Genomic DNA, 19,893 nt, shown 5'->3' with positions numbered 1-19,893 from the left:
CAATTAATTTTTCATTTGGCGGATATAACGATGTGGCTCAGATTTTTATTACTGGTGGAGGTGAGCTAGATACTTCTTATAAAAGAATTGTGTCTGGCAAAGATATTTATGAATGGACAGATACTTCCTCTGGTTTTGGAATGATGACATTGCACAATTTGATCAAATTACAAAAACAGACTCTTGCTGGGATCTGGATGCCTCTTGTACTGCTTTCAAAAGGTGAAGGAGCTGAATATGTTACGCAGCCAAAGCGGAGTACGGTTTTTCAAATTGATTCGGCAACCTCCGTATCAATCTCGATTGAAATAAAAGCAAAGAACGAAGGTTTTGAAGATGTAACGACTCCTGCAGGAAAATTCAAAGCGTACAAAGTTAAAACGACTTTCAAAGTCGATATTCCTTTCGAAACAATTAACCTGAACATTTATACTTGGATCAGTGATGACTTAGATTATATAGTAAAACAGGAACAGAAGTCTGTTACTTCAAAAGTTTTTGGAATTACTCTGCCAGGATTTGTTCAAGAGCTTCAATCAACTGGAATGTAAGCAGAGAAATTAATTTTGCTATTAATTGACATCATTCCAAATAAATGCGATTTCTGTGGAGTATGTGTCGGAGTTTGTCCCGAAGATGCAATTGAACTGAAAGAAGCAGAAATAAAAATAATCGAACCGCTCTGCACAAATTGCGCAAAGTGCGTTTGGTGCTGTCCGATTGAAGTATTGGTTTTTAGAAAAGATAAAATCCAAGAATTGAAAAAAGAAGTTTTGAATAATTCTATTTAATTAATTGTTAAAAGAATACGACATAGTTGTAGTTGGTGCTGGTCCTGCAGGAACAACCGCTGCGAGATTTGCCGCTGAACTAGGTGTTTCAGTGCTTGTTCTCGAAAAAGATCGTGATGTAGGTTATCCGGTCCGCTGCGGTGAAGCGGCAAGCAAAGACGGAATAGAGCAATTCATTGAACCTGATCCGAAATGGATTGCATCAACAATCTCAAGTTTTATTTTAGTCGCACCCGATGGAACTGAAGTAAAGCTTAATTTCGATCGACGCGGCTTTGTACTTGAGCGAAGAATTTTTGATTACGAACTGGCAAAAATCGCATCACATTCAGGCGCTGAAATTGTTACTAAAGCGTATGTATATGACTTACTCCGTAATGGGAATGAAATTTGCGGTGTAAAGATCGAACATGAGGGTGAAAAAAAAGAAATAATATCCAAAATTATAATTGCCGCAGATGGAGTTGAATCGCGTGTCGGGCGTTTTGCAGGAATTAATACAACAACTCACTATTCAGATATGGAATGCTGCGTTCAATACACTGTATCGAATATCAATCTTGAAAACTCTTCATGTTATTTTCACTTCGGCTCAAAATATTCTCCCGGTGGATATTTGTGGCTATTTCCGAAAGGAAATAATTCTGCAAATATCGGCTTAGGCATTGGTGGGGACAAAGCAAAAAAGCGAAGTCCAATTTCCTTCATGAATGAATTTATCGATTCCAAATATCCAAACATATCAAAACTTACAGTTGTGTCAGGCGGAGTTCCTTGTTCGCTGACATTAAAAGAAATTGTAATGCAAAACGTAATGCTCTGCGGCGACGCGGCTCACCAAGTTAATCCACTTTCTGGCGGAGGAATTGTAAGCGGAATGGTTGGTGGAAGCATTTGCGGAAGGATTGCTGCCGAATCAATAAAGAAAAAAGATTTTTCTCATTTAAAAAAATATCCAAAAGAATGGCATCAACGAGTTGGCAAAAAGCACGAAATGTACTACAGAGTGAAAAATGGAATTTACAAGTTCACGGATGAAAAGCTCAACAGCATCGCTCACTCTGCAATAAAAATTCCAGAAGAGAAAAGAACACTTGGTGCAGTATTTAAGATCGCACTTTTCGATAAACCAAGTCTAATGATAGATATTGCGAAACTGTTTGTGATATAAGAAACAACCTCCCTCTCTTGACAACACACTGTTTTTATCTTAACATTGCACCAGCGGGATAAATGCTATGCGCAGCTGTTTTACATACAGTTCTTTTACTGGGCTTAACAGAAAGAATAATAATTCACCCGTTTATCTCAACCAAATATTTTCTCCCTTCTTCTTACTCAATACTAAGTACTCAGTACTAAATACTATTGGGGGGGGGCAAAATGCTGATTTACTTGCTGCTATGCCAACCACTTTTCCACTGCTTAACGAAGAACTTAAAGCCCTTAGTTACTTACCGCAAACAGATATTTTATGAACTGAAGTTTTATGCGACTGGGTTTTCATGAAGAAATCCGACTTAAATAGAACTTTATTTCTTTTCCTTTAATAAACAGGATGAAAATGAAAAAAATATTTTATTGGCTGATTGCTCTATCTGTTGTTCAAAATGTTCACTCTCAGTCTGTTGAAGGGTTAATTGAAAAATACCGTGATAGAGGATATGTAATAACTAAAGTTGAAAAAGACATTTATAAAATTGAAAATAAATGGGGTGATGTATTAAACTATGTTGAACTAACAACATCAAACGAGGCTAATCTAAAATTATTCGACGATCCAAAGTTAAATTACCCTGATCCGCAGTATATCTACCCATACGAGTTGGATACAACAATTTACGGGCAAAAATATAAGCTTTGGAAGGAAATTGATGTTTCAACGTATTTGCCATCAGACCCTATAGTTATTGCGGATGCGAATAATAATGGTTTGCCGGAAATTTATGGAGTACTGTACGGATTGGATACACTTGATCTGCATAGTGTTATATATGAAATGGATTCATTAAAGAACTTTCCGCTAAAGTATATTTATAAACCTGAGCCATGGTTCGTACAACATCCAGTGACAATAGGAGACATAAATGGAGATGGGATAAAAGATTTAGGCGTTAGAGCGGGTCCATATACAATACATCATTTAAGATTTTATACAGGAAATAGTATCAATTCTCTGCCAACGAATTTTATGTTCATTTCAAATTATTTAAATGGATTAGTAACTAATTGCAAAATTTTAGATTTGGATAAAAACGGTAGAACAAATTTAATCTGTCGTTCAGAGACTTATATGAGAATTTATATACTCGAATATAATCCGCTTACTAACAATTATGATTCTGTATTTTCAATGCGGAGTCCATTAGATCGACAACTTAGAACTTTTACAGTTGGTGATTTCGATCAGGATGGAAAAGGTGATATTTTTTTCGGAAGCGGTACAAAACTATTTATGCTTGAAAATGTTTTTGGACGAGAATACCAAATTGTATGGGAGACTACACTCCCCTATTCGAATCTTGCTTATTTTATGGTAACAAACGATTTTAATAAGAACGGCAAACCGGAATTTTGGGTGGGTTCTCAATTTCTTCCCACATATACTTATCCTTTTCTAGTTCTTTGGTGTTTTGAATCTAACGGAGATAACAGTTATGAACTAATTCATCAGATTTATCTTATTGATGCAGAATCCTGGATTACAGGTTATGCCCTACCTTCGGATATAGATAACGACGGAGAGGAGGAACTAGTAATTTGCGTAGCCGAAAATTTTGTAATTATCTTAAAACCCAAGCGAGTTGAAGGCAAATATATCTTTGAACCGTTTTATATCAATTTTTCAAAAAGGTTTAACTATTTTTCTGTCAATACTTATGACTTCGACAATGACGGTAAGCTGGAACTAACTATATCGGGAGACAGGTGGCGAACTTCTCCATCTCAAGCATGGACTGCCACGCGGATTTATAAAGAAAATTTTCTATCAAGCGTTAAAAATGATAAAAATACTAAACTGGAAAATTTTAGAATAAGTCACAGCTATCCAAATCCATTTAACAGTAAAACACAGTTTAAACTTCTTGTTCCAAATAACCTTAAATCCAATCACTTTGATATTAGAATATTTAATCTCTTAGGAAAAGAAATAAAAGTCTTATTAAATCAGGAATTGTATTCGGGCGGTCATTTTATAGAATGGGATGGTAAAAACAATGATGGATATGAACTTGCTAGCGGAATGTATTTCATACAGGTCAAAAACCTGCAAACTATTCAAACAATCAAAACAATTTTAATTAAATAGAAGGAATTAAAAATGAAACATTTATTGACAACATTGATGTTTATTTTTTCTTTTGAATTATATGGACAAAGTGAGGGTTGGAATAGTGTGGTTACGACTGGATTAGATTTAACGAATTTCGATAAAGCAGAAGTTTATACAAATAAGGATGGAAATCATATAGTTGTTTCCAATAATTCAACTGTAAAATATTATCGATATAACTCGAGCGGTTCTTATATCAGCGAAACAGAATATACGTTTGAAAGTTCCGGAGGCGGAAAATGGGCTAATATTACTGGAAGAGGAGATGTGGTTTGTGTGGTCTATAGAAAAGACAATTATATAAAGTATTATAAATCAACAAATTCGGGAGGTAGTTGGAGCCTTTCTTCTTCATACGACATTTCTACATCTACCTGCGAAGGACTTGATGCGTTTTACGATAGCGATTTTGATTATCTGCATGTAGCAGATTCAAGATATAATAATGGTAGGTACAGAGTATATTATTCCCGATTTCAAGATACCACACCTGTTGATGAAGGAGATGTATCTGATTGTGATAATACAGACGCAAAATATCCTTCAATTCGAGCAACTTATTACAACGATGCTAGAAGAGCGCATATTACCTGGCAGTTAAGCACTAATGTAACCCGCACACGGGATAAATTCTATTACCCTGGTGGCGGAGGTATCTGGTCGGTTTGTGAAACTATTTCAAGTTACACTGCAGGTTCAATGATTTATTCTACCAGTGATGACAGTCTGTATATATTTTATATATACGATGATGGCGAACTTGTTCGTATTAGGCAGAAAAAGAAAATAGCTGACGCTACTTCATATGGGACGAACTATCTCACTGTTGCTGAAAATGTTGACAATGTATTATGCACTGTCAGTCGTACTGTAAATAATAAATTAAATATTATTTATTCTGCCTCTGGATTAAAACATAGAACTTATGACGGTGCATGGAGCTCAGTGGTTTCTGTAGCAAGCGGAAGCAATTTTAATTCTCTTAGCAGTTCTTCTGTTTCAAATGATATTTATTTGATCTGGAAAGATAATGGTTCTTCCTACATGCGGTATTGCCAATACGACGCCAATCCATTAGTTCCGCAAAATTTCTCAATTACTGTCGATGGGGCTGGACATCCAAAATTAACCTGGACAAAAAATTCAGAACCAGATGTAGTCAGAGCGGACAATAACACTGCCTATAAAATTGATAGACGCATTGATTCTTTGGGGACGGGAAATTTTGGTCCTTGGTATTATTTCGCATCGCGGGATTATTCCAAATCTGATTTTACAGATGAATCAATAGGTTCGGCAGGTTATGGTCCTTGTAAAGTTGAATATAGAATCAGAGCAAGGGATTATACAAGTCATCATTCAGAATATTCATCAACAGTTAGTATCAGCTATGGTACAGGTGAGAATAAAATCGCTGTAGGGAGAATTTATCCAGCTCAATTTACCCTTGAACAAAATTATCCTAATCCATTTAATCCATCAACAAAAATTAGGTTCAGTATTCCAGTAAATCAATTTAATGCCGTACTTACAACACTAAAAGTCTATGATTTGCTTGGAAACATTATTGGAACTATAGTAAATGAACATAAAGAACCTGGCGAATATGAAATTGACTTCAATGCCGAAGATTTTGAATTGCAGTCCGGTATATATTTTTATGAGTTAAGGGCTGGGAATTTTTATTCTGTCAGGAAGTTTTTGTTGATTAAATAATTTTGTTAAACTGAGATGCAAGCTGATCATTATTCAGCTTGCATCTCACTTATCTGTTAGGTGCAAAAAGTATGTATAAAATATTAAACTTAATAATAATTATTTTTCTTTTACCCACATCACTTGTGGCACAATCTTTAGAATGGCGTACTTATAATAAAAATAAAACTGGGATTACCAACTCAAAAATTCTATCGATTGCGATAGACAAGAAAAAAGTAAAATGGTTTTTAATGGGAAATGGTGATGTTGTAACATACGACAATTTTAATTGGACAAATATCGAAATCCAAATTCCAGGAATACCAAAGTCTACGATTAAAAAACTTCTGATAGATAAAAACGATAACAAATGGTTTTTGACCAACGGCTATGGGCTAGCAAAATACGATGGAATCGAATGGACTATCTATAACACCGCGAATTCAGGTATTATGGAAAACATAATAAATGCTGTTGCATTTGATTCTATTGGAAATATATGGATCGGTACTGAGGAAAAAGGATTAATTAAATTTGATGGCACAAACTGGACAAGATATTGGACGGGGAATTCTGGACTTCCAGAAATAAAAGTAACCGCAATTACTATTGATAGATTTAATAAGAAGTACATCGGAACTGGGTGGAACGGCGGATTAGCAATATTTAATGATACAAGCTGGATAACATTTAACAGAACTTCCTCACGTATTCCTGAAACAATATTAGACATTTATATTGATAGACATGATAATATTTGGATTGGTGGATATCTTGGAATTGCTATTTTTAACGGAAGCAGATGGATTCATTATTTTAAGAATGATTCACATAGATTTACAACAATTACTGAAGACAGTGCTGGTCGAATTTGGATAGGTTTTCATGGAGACGCTCTATTTCCGTCTCATAGATTTGTAATAATTTTCAATGACACCACCAATTATCTCCAACTTGACGAAATGAACTCTGGATTACCTTATTCATGGATCAATATAATACTATCTGACGGCTCAGATGTTTTTCTGGGGACTAATGATAATAGAGTTGTTAAATACGATTGCGCTGATTGGTTTATTTTCGATAACAACAACACCGGCATCCAAAACGATTATGTTAAAGCTGTTGCATACGATAAATCCGGTAACATCTTAATCGGAACTTACGGAAGCGGAATTGTATTTCATAAATCAGATAAAAACACAACAAGCTGGCGGGGTGAAATTCCCGGAACTTACATACAAACTCTTAAAACAGACTCTGCTAACAAAATCTGGGTCGGAACGCAGTTCAACGGATTGCTTCACTTTAATGGTGCCAAATGGGATACTTTCAATACTTCGAACTCACCCATCCCAAGCAATAACGTACTTTGCGTTAACATCGATTCATACGGGAACAAATGGATAGGAACCGATAATGGTGTAGCTAAATTTAACGGAATCAATTGGACTATTTACAATAGATATAATTCTGGTCTTCCGGGCAGATACATCAGCTCAATTCTGATAGATAAATTCAACTATAAATGGATTGGAACGGAGAATGGCTTGGTTATAACCGATGAAGCAAGCTGGGGTGTTTACAATACATCGACTTCCGGTTTACCGGAAAACTGGATAATCTCATTGGCAATAGACAGTCTAAATAATAAATGGATTGGCACTTGGCGTTATGGATTGGTAAAATACGATGGGACTAATTGGACTGTTTACAACACATCGAACTCCGGGCTCCCAAGCAATTGGATAAGAGTAATAAAAGTCGATACAATTGGAAACTTATGGATTGGAACAGAGAATGCAGGTTTGGTAAAATACGATGGAACGAACTGGCAGGTGTTCAATGTATCTAACTCCGAGCTTCCGAGCAACTCCATAACATCAATTGAGATTGACGGAGCGAATCATAAAATTATCGGGACAAATGCCGGATTATCTATTTACCGTGAAGGTGGAGTGATACTTGACGTTAAGGATTATCAACCCGCAAACGTTCCAGAGAGATTCTCTCTATCGCAGAATTATCCTAATCCATTCAATGGAGTAACTAGCATTGAGTATTCAGTATTGAGAAGAGAACATGTATCTTTGAAAGTCTATGACGTGCTCGGGAGAGAAATTGCAACGCTTGTTGATGAAATTAATGACCCAGGAATTTATAATTCTCAATTATCAATTCTCAATTCTCAATTATCCACTGGGATCTATTTCTATCAGCTCAAAGCCGGTAATTACACTGAGACTAAGAAAATGGTTGTAGTGAAGTGAAAAATAGTTAATCCTTTAAAACATTTGCAGCATGCCTGAGATTTAACTGCATCTCATCCTTGCATCTTATAATTAATTTGTTAACTTGAAACAAAAAAATGAGGGCCCTTATGGTAAAAATACCGACAACTGTCGTGCTTTTTTTTATTATTCTTGCTCTAAGCAGTTGTTCTAAAAAAGAGCATCAAACTCAAACTGATCAAGGTGAAGTAAAATCTCCGACAACAATACAAGACAATCGTTCACTTGTGCAGGTAAAAATCCTCAGCATTTATAAAAAGAACGATGAGGATTATTCACTTAAGCTGCGTCTTATAACTTGCGAGGATATTGGTTCGCTGCCGAGTATGGCTGCTGCCGGAGATGAAATCATGGTTTCCCCAAATTTCTATTTGGATGAAAGAGGAAAAATAAATTCTGCAGATCAAAGAAACCAAAAGTTGAAATCGCTATCGAACAAACGCGAAGGAGATACTGTTAATTTAATCCTAAAACTAACACTAAAAATGGGTTGGTTGATAATGGACATGCAACAATAAAATTAGGAGAAAAAAAATGAAAAAGTTCCTGCCTCATTTATCACTTCTTTTTCTAACTGCAATTACAAGTTTATCCCTGATCTTTCAGACCTCGAGTGAAAATTCAAAAAATGAATTTACAATTAAAGACATGCTCGCTCATAAAATAAAATCTAAAAAAGAAAATAAAGCCGCTTACGACAAACCAATGGAAGCTATGAAATTTTATTATGATCAGCGGGCTTTTCCAATCGGTTATATTCCGGATAATTGGCGAAGTGGTGCATTAGAGCATATTAAGAAATTCAATTCCCCCTCTTTGAGTACTAAAGCTGCTGCATTATCTTGGACGCAAGTCGGACCAAATAATATAGGAGGAAGACTTCGTTCAATTCTAATTAATCCATCGAATACAAATATTATGTACGTTGGTGCAGTAAGTGGAGGCGTCTGGAAAACTACGAATGGCGGAACGAGCTGGTCGGCATTAAAAGATGACATGGAAAATCTCGCTGTTTGTGCTCTCGCAATGGATCCGGCGAATTCGAATATAATCTATGCCGGTACCGGAGAAGGATATTTCAATGCCGATGCAATCCGGGGCGAAGGAATTTTTAAAACTACCGATGGCGGTACAGCGTGGACTCAATTATCATCAACAAAGAACAGCAGTTTCTACTATGTTAACGATTTACAGTTTGATGCAACAACTGGCAGACTCTATGCTGCTACTCGAACTGGACTTTACTACACTGTTAATGGCGGAACGAATTGGAACCTTGTAAGCGGCGGATTAAGCGGTGCATCTGCACACTGTATTGATATTGAAATTTCAAATACTTCTCCGACAACTATCTTCGCAAGTTATGGACAGTTCAATCAATCAGCGATTTATAAAAGCAATGATGGGGGAAGTTCATTCAGTGCAATTCATTCAGTAACCGGAACTGGAAGAATAGAATTAGCTACATCTCCATCAAATAACCAAATCGTATATGCTGCTTTTTTAAACTTAAGCACGAGCGGTGTTTCACATTTCCAGAAATCAACTGATGGTGGAAATACTTTTTCAGCTGTGACAGTCCCCGGTCCATCGCTGACTGCCAATAATTATACCGGCTCACAAGCTTGGTATAATAACATTGTATCTGTTCATCCAACCGATCCAAACATAGTTTTCGCTGGTGGAGTGGATATGTTTAAAACTACAAATGGCGGTACATCATGGTCGCAAATTACAAATTGGTATACTCATCCTTCCTATGCCTATGTACATGCAGATCATCATGCGATTGTTTTCCATCCATCTAACGCAAATACAATGTTCGTTGGAACTGACGGAGGAATTTATAAATCCGTAAATAGCGGAACGGCTTGGACTGCACTAAACAACGGACTTGAAGTAACTCAATTTTACTATGGTGCGGTCCATCCGACCTCAGATGTTTTTTACGGCGGGACGCAAGATAATGGCACGCTTAAAACAAGTTCAGGACTAACTTGGACAGAAATCCTAAGTGGTGACGGCGGTGCAACTGAAGTTGATTTCAATACTCCTTCGACACTTTACGCTGAATACGTATATCTTGCATTTTTCAAATCAACAAACAATGGCAGTTCATGGACAAAGAAGATGAGCGGAATTCCTGTCGGATCAGGATATTGGGATGGAACGACCGAGCGCTGCCAATTCATCGCTCCGTTTATTATGGATCCTAATAACTCACAATCTTTAATTGCTGGAACTTACAAGCTTTATAAAACAACAGATGGCGCAAATAATTGGTCTGCCATTAGCAGCGATTTGACCGGCGATGGTTCTGGTTCTTCTGGCGCAACGATTTCTGCTATTGCAATCGCTAAAGGAAATTCAAATGTAATTTATGCCGGATGCAGCAACGGCAGAGTTCAGGTTACAACTAATAATGGCGGTTCCTGGTCAGTCGTCTCAAGCAGTTTACCAACTTTGTATGTAACAGATATCGAAATCTCTTCAACCAATCCTGGGGCTGCTTATCTAACTTATTCGGGTTACACTTCATCAAGCAAAATTTATAAAACGTCCAACTACGGATCGACGTGGACAAATATTTCTTCCGGTCTGCCGAATTTGCCTGTAAATTGTGTTGCTTTAAATCCAGATAATGCAAGCCAGATAATCGTCGGAACAGACCTTGGAATTTTTTCATCAATCAACGATGGCGGCACTTGGGTAACTGATAACGGCGGTTTAGCTAATGTCAGCATTGCAGATCTCGATTATCGGTCAAGCGACAAATATTTGTTCGCAGCAACTCATGGAAGAAGCATGTTCAAAGCTCCACTCTCAGGCGGGACTACTCCAACCGAAGTAACTTTGAATTATGACGATGGAATTCCATCAAGCGGTTATTATTGGAATACACCTGGTGCAGGTTCTGCAAACCGAATGACTCCAACTATCACACCTGCTAAAGTAACTCAAATGAGTATTTACTTTACTGGGATAAATGCCGGTACAGGTTCGTACCAGCCATTTATAAAAGGGAAATCAGGTTCGGCGCCTGGATCGAATCTTACGACGCTCTCAACTCGAGTTGCTGTTCCTCCCGGTTGGGATGAAATAAATCTCTCTTCTTACAATATAAATGTGAGTGACGATTTCTTTGTTGGACTTTTTTATGATGGAACAAACAAGCCGATGTATGGCTTCGATCCGATTGATAACGGCAGGGCTTGGGATTTCGATGGCGTGTCTTGGTCATCCTGGAATGAGACATATTTCATGCGTGCAAAAATTCAAACGCTTACATCTGTGGTTGATATAGAAACGAGAGTCCCGAAACACTTTGATCTTTCACAGAATTATCCAAATCCATTTAACCCCGTTACGAGAATAAAATACAGCTTGCCGAATGAACAATTGGTTTCTGTAATTATTTATGATTTAAATGGAAGTGAAGTTGCAAAGCTGGTGGATAATCATCAAGCTCCTGGAACATATACTATCGAATGGAATGGAAAAGATAATTCCGGAAGACAAGTTTCATCCGGTGTTTACTTATATAAGATAGAAGCCGGAAATTTTTCTGAGCTGAAGAAGATGATACTGCTGAAGTAATTTTGTATAGATAAAATATAGATTCCATCCCGACAAGTCGGGATGGAATCTTTTTAATATCCATTTAAATCACAAGTCCAGTTAGTGGACACTCGAAAAACAACTACATTCAATGGTTCTCGAGTACGATTTCGAAGAAATCGTGTATCGAGAGAACTAAATTAAGATGCCATCCGTCAGCTGACGTATGGCATCTTTTTTTTATTGAGTGGAATCTTTCAATTCGTCAGTGAGATTGAATAGTTTTTGTACTTGACTTTATTTGCCGAATGTATTACAATTACTTGTAGTAGAGATTAATAAAAACTGCTGCTGAGATTTACAGAGCCAAATCTTGAATCGAAAAAAATACTGCTCTTGGTTGACAATAAATATTTTAACAATTTATTTTGGGAGGCGGTATTAAACACTTTTTAATTGCAATTCTAATTTTTTCTTTGTACAAGATTTCTTTCTCACAAGAGCTAGTTACCGAAGGAGCTCTTTTTGTTGGAACTTTTGGAGTAGGCGTAAATGAGCAGATAACTTATACAATAACGAGTCAAAAGACCACCTGGGAAAAACAGAGTACAAGCTATTTCCCAATAACCAGTAATTCTAATTTAATATCTAGTAGTTTAATTACGACAGGTATTAGCGATACAAGTGATCCTTCTAAGTGGGATTGTTGGTTTTCACATTCAATACCACCAGGTGAAAACACACCGGAAATAGCATTTGGACTCTATAAGGTGACCACTAGTAAAAGTCCGTATAGTAAAAGTCCGTATGTGTATTTTTATTATGATACTCGTGATAATCATTATGGAGATCAAAATCCAGATGTTTTTATAAAATTTGTATTTGGGACACCAAATAGGTTGTTTTATAGTCCTAACGCATCCGATTGGACAGAATATTCATCAGGGGATACACTAAACGTGTGGGAAATTAAGAACTATAATAATTCCCCTCTGACAATTTATTTCGAACCTCCCTCTCCATATAACTTAGAGATATCTTTCGAACCCGGAACACAGCATCCAATACTTACATGGTCATCAGATGAATTTAACACGGGCTTTCCAATTAAAAGAAAATCAGGGGATGGTGATTGGGTAGATAGATGCACCTCGCTTACAAATACTTTTATTGATAATGAGATAACTTGGCCAGGGGGTAATCAAACACAACAAATAAGTTATAAAGTACGTGGATTGAACGGTACAATTTTATCTGCAGCGTATTCAAATATTGAATCTATTTTGATCGATCCAGAATTACAGAAAAAAGCTGTCGGAGGTTCACCAGTAGTTTTTACTTTAAATCAAAATTATCCCAATCCATTTGGCGAAGCCACCCATTCGGGTAATCCAACAACATTCATCAGTTACTATTTGCCTATAGAAGGCTTTGTGACAATAAATCTATATGATTTTTTGGGAAGAAAGATAAAAACTTTAGTGAATGAGTTCAAATTACAAGGTAAATATCAAATTGAATTTGAAGCAAGTAATCTAACAAGTGGAGTTTACTTTTATAAAATTAATGTTGGTGATTTTTATGATATTAAAAAGATGATAGTTATTAGGTAAATAGAGAAAATATCTATTTACTTCTTTATTTAAGTTTATACTAAATACAAAAGGAGATATACAATGAAATTAAAAGTTATAATTTTGTTGCTATTATTTTTAACAAACATAAATCTCGCGCAAACAAATCAATGGTTGTTTATTAATAGAGTTAATTCGGATTTAGAATTTGACATAGTTAACTCAATAGAAATTGATAACTATGACAATTTTTGGATCGGTTACTCTTTATATGGTTTTCACTCTGGTTTACTTAAATATGATGGAATAAACTGGACTCACTGGAACATCTCTGTAAGAGACACACTCCCATGGCAATTTACTGCGGTAAAAGTGGATAGTTCAAATTGTAATTGGATAGACCATGGCTACCGATTTTATAAATTTGATGGAATTAATTGGAATGTATATAAGTATGAAGGAATTGGAGCTATGGGATATACAAAATTCCCACAAATGGAAATTGATAATAACGGTAATAAATGGTCGTTCTCCCCAACACGTTATGGCTTGATAAAGTTTGATAATTCTAATTTTACACTTTTTAGTCCAATCAATTCACCTATGCCAACTGGATATGGGGGACAAGTGAAGAAGGAGGGGGATTCATTATGGATTTGTTCTTATAAAGGGCTCGTACTTTTATATAATGATACTTGGAAAATATTCGATACGACTAATACCACGATGCCATCACAAAGATTTTTTTCTTTCGCAAAAGATCTGAACGGAGTTAGATGGTTAGGCACTGCAGATCAAGGATTACTGAAATGGGTAAACGACAGTACATTTATTTCATACAATACTTCTAACTCCCCAATGCCAAATAATTTTATAAATGTTATTACTGTGGACAAAGATAATAACTTATGGATTGGAACGGATCGTGGTTTAGTTAAATTTGATGGAACTACTTTCACGACATTTCCGGATGTTACTAACCCTTGGAGCATAATATCAATGAAGATTGATAGATTTAATAATAAGTGGATAGGGACGTTTTCACATGGTCTTGCTATATATAATGAAAATGGAGTTACTGGAGTTACATCAGTTGACGATGAATCGTTCTCAATTCACTCATATTCTCTGTATCAAAACTATCCGAATCCGTTTAATCCATCTACTGTTATAAGCTATGAATTACAAAAGCCGAGCTTTGTAACTCTAAAAGTTTATGATGTTCTAGGAAGAGAAGTTCAAACCTTAGTGAATGAGTTTAAACAAGCAGGAAAACATTTAGTTAAATTTTCTGCTGCAAATAACCTATCAAGTGGAGTGTATTTTTATAAACTGACAGCCGGAAAATTTTCCGAGCTGAAGAAGATGATACTGCTGAAATAATTTTTCATTAGAAAAGATGCCATCTCAACAAACCGGGATGGCATCTTTCTGCAGCCCTCTAAATCACAAACAGCCAAACTATCTTTGCAAGGATTGCAATATCTTTCGTGCGGAATTTTCTTCCCGTTGACAGCATATGATTCACAACGAGATAGAAATCGCTCCCAATCTTTGGCTGCCAGTTGAAACGGTAATTGATGTTAATCTCATTTTCTTCATTATTCCACTGAGCAAAAATAGAAGAATAGATCATCGTTGTGAAATCGTAACGGATTCTAGTTCCGAACTCATTAGTTGTGAAAATTCCTTCACGCAGCTTAATCGTATTTGTTTCATAATCAGCCGAGATGGATAAATGCTTGCTCAAAATTGAGGAAACATTCAGTGAAAAAGACTTTTTCTTTCCGGTTAAATAATCTCCGAAACTGTATTCAACTCCGCCGTAGATTTTTCTGCTTCGAGAAGTTTCCAGGTCAACTTCATAGCTCGTGTACCAGTATTTCCCGATTGGGATCACGGTTGTATCGAAGATATTGAAATCGCTCTCTAAAAAATCAAATCTTCTATTGATTTTAAATTCAAGATTATCATCTGCATTAGTTGACAAACCGATGGGTACAAAGCTTGCTCTAATAATCGAAAGCTCGCCCTTATCATTCCAATAAATATCCGACTCAATCGGCTCGAAGTTCAATCGTTTAACTTCATTCCAATTAATTCTTGGAGAGACTTTCAAATTGAAAACAAGAGATTGGAAGCCTGTTCTGTACATAAATCCGATTCCAGGATTAAAATCTTTTTGTGCATATCTATGGCTGGTAAAAAAATTGATCAAATCATTTGGATAATTTATGAAGAACTTGCTCCCCCAGGAATTTTTTCCCCCATCAGTATCCTCTGACTTCATTACTCCACCACCGATTGCCATAGTCTGATCGCCGAATATTTCACTAAAAGTAAAATTAAAATCCCCAGCATAAACACGATTGAATTTATTTTTCGAAATCTTATTAGTGAAAATAAATCCGGCATAAGATTGATCGAATAGATCGTATTTCATTCTAACCACACCATAATTGGTTGTAGGTTCAGCGCCACGTTTTTCGGTTTGGATGTTCATTACACCAAGCTCGACCTTCTGGATTCTGCCAACAAGTCTTGCTCCTGCAATAATCGGGATTTGCGCTTCATCACTAATTCCGATCCGCCTGCTGTAAAATAAATTATTGCCCGCTCCAAAAGTGTAATCGAAAACGTTCGCGTTTTCTAAAAAGAATTCCCGCTTCTCAGGAAAAAATAGCGGAAACTGAGTGAGATTGATCCTTGCTCTGTCAGATTCGACTTGAGCAAAATCCGTGTTGAAAGTCAAATCGAGGGAGAAGTTCTGTGTAATTCCATACTTGATATCCAAACCGGGCTCAAAATTTTTTTTCTTTACCGATTCACCTTGTTGAAACCCTCCTGTTAAAAATGGCTTAATGTAAATTGGATCCCCCCTTTTAATTTTTTTTATTCCTACTAGATCACCAGCAAAAGCAATTCGAAATAATCCAAGATTTTTCCCTGCTGCAGACCAAATCGCTTGTTCATTCAATCTTCTGATCTGTCTAAGTAAATTAAATCCCCAAGTTTGTTCGTCTTTATCGTGAAATTTAAAAGTTGAAAATGGAAAAACTAATTCGGTGCTCCAGCCGCTGTCGACAATTGCCGAACTCACGTCCCATATTCCATGCCATTCTTCATTGAAGCTGCGATAATCAAACCCATAAAGAATAGCATCGTCTCTCATTCCGAGCGGGTTTGTACCAAACCAATAAGCATTCCGGTCGTCGTTAAAAGTATCGAATATCATCATGATGTTATCATCGCCGCGCAGATTTCCGTCGCGCTTCAATTCGCGTGCAACTATTTTATCCGGCTCAGGATCGTAGCACATAATTCCGAGGTAGAGGTTTTCTTTATCGTAAAGAATTCTTATCTCAGTTTTGAATGTGGGATTTTCGCCTGCTTTTGGTTCCTGCTGTAAAAATTCTGAATTCGGTACAGCTAAACTCCAGACGGAATCGTTTAGCATGCCATCAATTGAAGGCGGAGTAAAAATTTCAACTGCAGTGACTATTTTCTGACCAAATCCTTCTGTTAGGAAAAAAGTCATTAGAAAAATAAATAATAAAGCGAGTGACTTCGATATGTTCGGCATAGTGAGGGCAAAAATACTAAAAATAATCTCGCTTACGAAGTATTGATCTCATATTCGATTTAGAAAAACTATTCAATGATTATCTATTTCCTGGCTGTCTAAAAATTAATTTTTTCTCATTAGTCATTCCCACGAAACCTGTCCTCACGCAAGTGGTGAGTGGGAATCCATAATATTTTCGTTGGTTTTAGATTCCCGTCAAAAGGATGCTGAGCATTTACACGGGAATGATAAATTGAAGTACATTTTAGTCAACCACACTCGAAAACCTAAAAAAAATTTCACGGTTCTCGAGTACGATTTCGAGGAAATCGTGTATCGGGAGAACCTCTTGTGCCAACCTCATTTATTTGCTTCATGAAAATTCTTTGAGGTTATCAAATTATTATTTCAGATTTAGGGGATCGATTTGGATGTAGAGAAAAGAATCATCACTCAAAAACTTTTCAATAATTCAAAAAATCGACTTAACTTTGTCACACTTTGTAATAATCTAATTAAGGATATGTAATGCACAGATTTTATATGATCTTGTTTTGTTCGTTGATAACTTTTTCTTCTGTCACGGCTCAGCTGTTTCAGTTCATTGCAATGTCCGACAGCCGCGGCAGCAACAACGGAGTGAACGAAGCGGTGTTATCGACTATCGTGAATCATATTGTTGAGAATCAAAAAGATGTTAAGTTTATCGTGTTTGCAGGAGATATGGTCGCCGGAAATAGATTCGATCCGAATTTAACTTACATGCAGCTTCAATTCTGGAAAAAAGTTATGTCTCCTATCTATAATAATCCGAACATGGTTTGGCCTAAAGTTTGGCTGACAGTCGGCAATCACGAAGTTCAGCACCGCGACGATGAAGATAATTTCAGGAAACTCTTTCCCGATGTTTTCATGAACGGACCGGATGATGAAAAAGGTTTGACATATTCATTCGACTACGAAAACTCACATTTTGTTTTTATGACCAGCGACCGGTGGCATTACGGCGATTTAGCTGATACAACCGACGACAAACCTGACAGACATTACATCAAGCATCTCGACTGGCTTGAGAACGATCTATCAAATGCAAAATCACGAGGCATTAAACAAATTTTTGTTATAAGTCACGAGCCTGCTTTTCCAATTGGTGGACATTTGAGAGATGGACTCCCAAACTTAGGCAGAAACTTTTCTCCCCCGTTAGATTCAACACGCAAATGGTATCTCGATAGAAGAAACAAGTTTTGGAGTTTATTAAATGAATATAAAGTAACAGCATTTATCAATGGACACGAGCATATGTATGGCAGGCAATCTGTTGATGGAGTTTTTCAAATAACAACCGGTAGTAGCGGTGCACCTTTATACGAATTCAATCCAAAGTATGGTGATAATCCTGAGCAGAAAAGATATGGTCAAGAGATGACATACATTGAAGCAATTCCTTATTATGAAACGCTAAATTATTACCATGGCCCAAACGAAAACTCACAAGCATCAAGAGATTTTGTCGGACATAAAGCTTTCAATTATGTCCTGTTCAAAGTTTTTGATGATCGAGTTGAAGCAACCACTTATGGTTCATTTCCCAAAGAAGGTTCAATTACTGTCATGGGAACTGAGATACAAATAATTGACCGATTCGTAATTCAAAAACGGAGTGAATAAAAAAATAACTGCATTTATGCAGAATTGACATTATGTCATGTTGAGTCCGCCTCGGCGGACGAAACATCTAAAAATCTTGAAAATTCAATTAATCAGATTCTTCATCCGTCAGTTGACGGATTCAGAATGACTGTTCTGTATAACTCAAAAAATAACTTAATTAAATTATGCTTCTTCAAAGACTGAAATTTTTAGATCGTTATTTAACGCTTTGGATTTTTCTCGCGATGCTTATCGGGGTATTTTCCGGATATCTATTTCCAGGAATTGTTGATTTCTGGAATAAATTTCAGAGCGGCACAACAAACATTCCGATTGCGATTGGTTTGATACTAATGATGTACCCTCCGCTTGCAAAGGTAAAATATGAAGAGCTTGGTGACGTATTCAGAAATGCAAAAGTTTTATCACTCTCTCTGATTCAAAATTGGGTAATTGGGCCAGTCCTGATGTTTGTTCTTGCTGTAATTTTTCTACAAGATTATCCTGAATATATGGCCGGCTTAATTATGATCGGACTTGCACGCTGTATCGCAATGGTAATTGTCTGGAATGAACTTGCAAAAGGAGATGCAGAATATGCTGCCGGGCTCGTAGCTTTCAATTCTATTTTTCAAGTGCTTTTCTTTTCTGTGTATGCATATGTATTCTTAACAGTTTTTCCTTCGTGGCTTGGTTTACAGACTTTTACTGTTAATATAACAATCGGACAGATTGCAGAATCTGTTTTTATTTACCTTGGTATTCCATTCATTGCTGGTATAATAACTCGATTTGTTCTGCTGAAAGTAAAAACTAAAGATTGGTATGAGAAAAAATTTATTCCTAAAATTTCTCCAATTACATTGATCGCATTACTATTCACAATACTTGTTATGTTTTCTCTGAAAGGAGAATACATCGTTAAGATACCACTTGATGTTATTCGAATAGCGATACCATTAGTTTTTTATTTTGTGATAATGTTTCTTGTATCTTTTTATCTCGGGAGAAAAATTGGTGCGGATTATTCTAAAACAGCAACATTATCATTCACAGCTGCAAGCAACAACTTTGAATTAGCCATCGCTGTTGCAATTGCTGTTTTTGGAATCAATAGCGGAGAAGCATTTGCAGCGGTTATCGGTCCTCTCATCGAAGTGCCTGTATTGATTTCATTGGTTAGTGTTTCACTCTGGTTAAAGAAGAAATACTTCCCTTAGTTCCACAGTTGAAATATTTTAATCGGAGTGACTCGAATTCTACAATAAATAATTAGACGAATTAGAAAGCATTATTTCTCGCTTTTCCTTTTCTGAAAGCAAATAGATTCTTAACTTGCGGTTAAAATAGGTCAATTCGACCGATTAAAATTTCTTGAGATTAAATTTCTTTGAAAGGTTTTAATGATGAAGACAACAATAAGCTATTT

13 protein-coding genes are annotated in these 19,893 nt (G+C 36.3%); 12 read left to right on the top strand and 1 reads right to left on the bottom strand.

Features of this window, described 5'->3' with window-relative positions:
• Window positions 1–575 precede the first annotated feature (575 nt).
• The 10 genes from FJ213_09640 to FJ213_09595 all read left to right on the top strand — a co-directional run bounded on the left by FJ213_09640 (window position 576) and on the right by FJ213_09595 (window position 14,629).
• Entirely contained in the window at window positions 576–791 is a 216-nt protein-coding gene (locus tag FJ213_09640; GenBank protein ID MBM4176416.1) for a hypothetical protein, read from the top strand.
• Between the two features lie 4 nt (window positions 792–795).
• Window positions 796–1,962 carry an NAD(P)/FAD-dependent oxidoreductase gene (locus FJ213_09635; GenBank protein ID MBM4176415.1) on the top strand — a complete coding sequence of 389 codons (1,167 nt, stop codon included), beginning with the start codon at window positions 796–798 and terminating at the stop codon, window positions 1,960–1,962.
• 67 nt (window positions 1,963–2,029) lie between these two features.
• Complete coding sequence (locus FJ213_09630; GenBank protein MBM4176414.1) at window positions 2,030–2,269, top strand: hypothetical protein; 240 nt, start codon at window positions 2,030–2,032, stop codon at window positions 2,267–2,269.
• A gap of 80 nt (window positions 2,270–2,349) precedes the next feature.
• Window positions 2,350–4,101 (top strand): T9SS type A sorting domain-containing protein, encoded by a 1,752-nt coding sequence (locus FJ213_09625; GenBank protein MBM4176413.1) that lies wholly within the window; start codon window positions 2,350–2,352, stop codon window positions 4,099–4,101.
• A gap of 1,068 nt (window positions 4,102–5,169) precedes the next feature.
• Window positions 5,170–5,841, top strand: a complete 672-nt coding sequence (locus tag FJ213_09620) for a T9SS type A sorting domain-containing protein (GenBank protein MBM4176412.1) — start codon at window positions 5,170–5,172, stop codon at window positions 5,839–5,841.
• Between the two features lie 71 nt (window positions 5,842–5,912).
• Window positions 5,913–8,093, top strand: coding sequence for a T9SS type A sorting domain-containing protein (locus FJ213_09615; protein ID MBM4176411.1), 2,181 nt, complete (start codon window positions 5,913–5,915; stop codon window positions 8,091–8,093).
• A 110-nt stretch (window positions 8,094–8,203) separates the two neighbouring features.
• The gene (locus FJ213_09610; protein ID MBM4176410.1) at window positions 8,204–8,632 is read left to right on the top strand and encodes a hypothetical protein; all 429 of its coding nucleotides are present in this window, start codon (window positions 8,204–8,206) and stop codon (window positions 8,630–8,632) included.
• 16 nt (window positions 8,633–8,648) lie between these two features.
• Window positions 8,649–11,711, top strand: coding sequence for a T9SS type A sorting domain-containing protein (locus FJ213_09605; GenBank protein ID MBM4176409.1), 3,063 nt, complete (start codon window positions 8,649–8,651; stop codon window positions 11,709–11,711).
• 386 nt (window positions 11,712–12,097) lie between these two features.
• Window positions 12,098–13,285: a T9SS type A sorting domain-containing protein gene (locus FJ213_09600; GenBank protein MBM4176408.1), complete on the top strand. Its 1,188-nt coding sequence runs from the start codon at window positions 12,098–12,100 to the stop codon at window positions 13,283–13,285.
• A gap of 819 nt (window positions 13,286–14,104) precedes the next feature.
• The gene (locus FJ213_09595; protein ID MBM4176407.1) at window positions 14,105–14,629 is read left to right on the top strand and encodes a T9SS type A sorting domain-containing protein; all 525 of its coding nucleotides are present in this window, start codon (window positions 14,105–14,107) and stop codon (window positions 14,627–14,629) included.
• Between the two features lie 58 nt (window positions 14,630–14,687).
• Here FJ213_09595 and FJ213_09590 read toward each other — a convergent pair whose 3' ends face one another.
• On the bottom strand, window positions 14,688–16,784 hold the full coding sequence (locus FJ213_09590) for a carbohydrate binding family 9 domain-containing protein (GenBank protein ID MBM4176406.1): 2,097 nt from the start codon (window positions 16,782–16,784) through the stop codon (window positions 14,688–14,690).
• Between the two features lie 555 nt (window positions 16,785–17,339).
• On the opposite strand from FJ213_09590, the gene FJ213_09585 reads away from it, so the two are divergent.
• The gene (locus FJ213_09585) at window positions 17,340–18,482 is read left to right on the top strand and encodes a hypothetical protein (protein ID MBM4176405.1); all 1,143 of its coding nucleotides are present in this window, start codon (window positions 17,340–17,342) and stop codon (window positions 18,480–18,482) included.
• 167 nt (window positions 18,483–18,649) lie between these two features.
• A complete protein-coding gene (arsB, locus tag FJ213_09580; GenBank protein ID MBM4176404.1) occupies window positions 18,650–19,684 on the top strand; it encodes an ACR3 family arsenite efflux transporter in 1,035 nt (344 codons plus the stop codon).
• Window positions 19,685–19,893: the final 209 nt, after the last annotated feature.

The organism is Ignavibacteria bacterium, from assembly GCA_016873845.1.
Lineage (GTDB): Bacteria > Bacteroidota > Ignavibacteria > Ch128b > Ch128b > JAHJVF01.
The sequence above is the reverse complement of the archived record's forward strand: the minus strand, read 5'-3'. Positions and strand labels throughout refer to the sequence as shown.

Bases quoted from the DNA above. Each gene is read 5' to 3' on its own strand.
- FJ213_09630 (MBM4176414.1), top strand. From the start codon at position 2,030: ATGCGCAGCTGTTTTACATACAGTTCTTTTACTGGGCTTAACAGAAAG.
- FJ213_09625 (MBM4176413.1), top strand. From the start codon at position 2,350: ATGAAAATGAAAAAAATATTTTATTGGCTGATTGCTCTATCTGTTGTT.
- FJ213_09620 (MBM4176412.1), top strand. From the start codon at position 5,170: ATGCGGTATTGCCAATACGACGCCAATCCATTAGTTCCGCAAAATTTC.
- FJ213_09615 (MBM4176411.1), top strand. From the start codon at position 5,913: ATGTATAAAATATTAAACTTAATAATAATTATTTTTCTTTTACCCACA.
- FJ213_09610 (MBM4176410.1), top strand. From the start codon at position 8,204: ATGGTAAAAATACCGACAACTGTCGTGCTTTTTTTTATTATTCTTGCT.
- FJ213_09605 (MBM4176409.1), top strand. From the start codon at position 8,649: ATGAAAAAGTTCCTGCCTCATTTATCACTTCTTTTTCTAACTGCAATT.
- FJ213_09595 (MBM4176407.1), top strand. From the start codon at position 14,105: ATGCCAAATAATTTTATAAATGTTATTACTGTGGACAAAGATAATAAC.
- FJ213_09590 (MBM4176406.1), bottom strand. From the start codon at position 16,784: ATGACTTTTTTCCTAACAGAAGGATTTGGTCAGAAAATAGTCACTGCA.
- FJ213_09585 (MBM4176405.1), top strand. From the start codon at position 17,340: ATGCACAGATTTTATATGATCTTGTTTTGTTCGTTGATAACTTTTTCT.
- arsB (MBM4176404.1), top strand. From the start codon at position 18,650: ATGCTTCTTCAAAGACTGAAATTTTTAGATCGTTATTTAACGCTTTGG.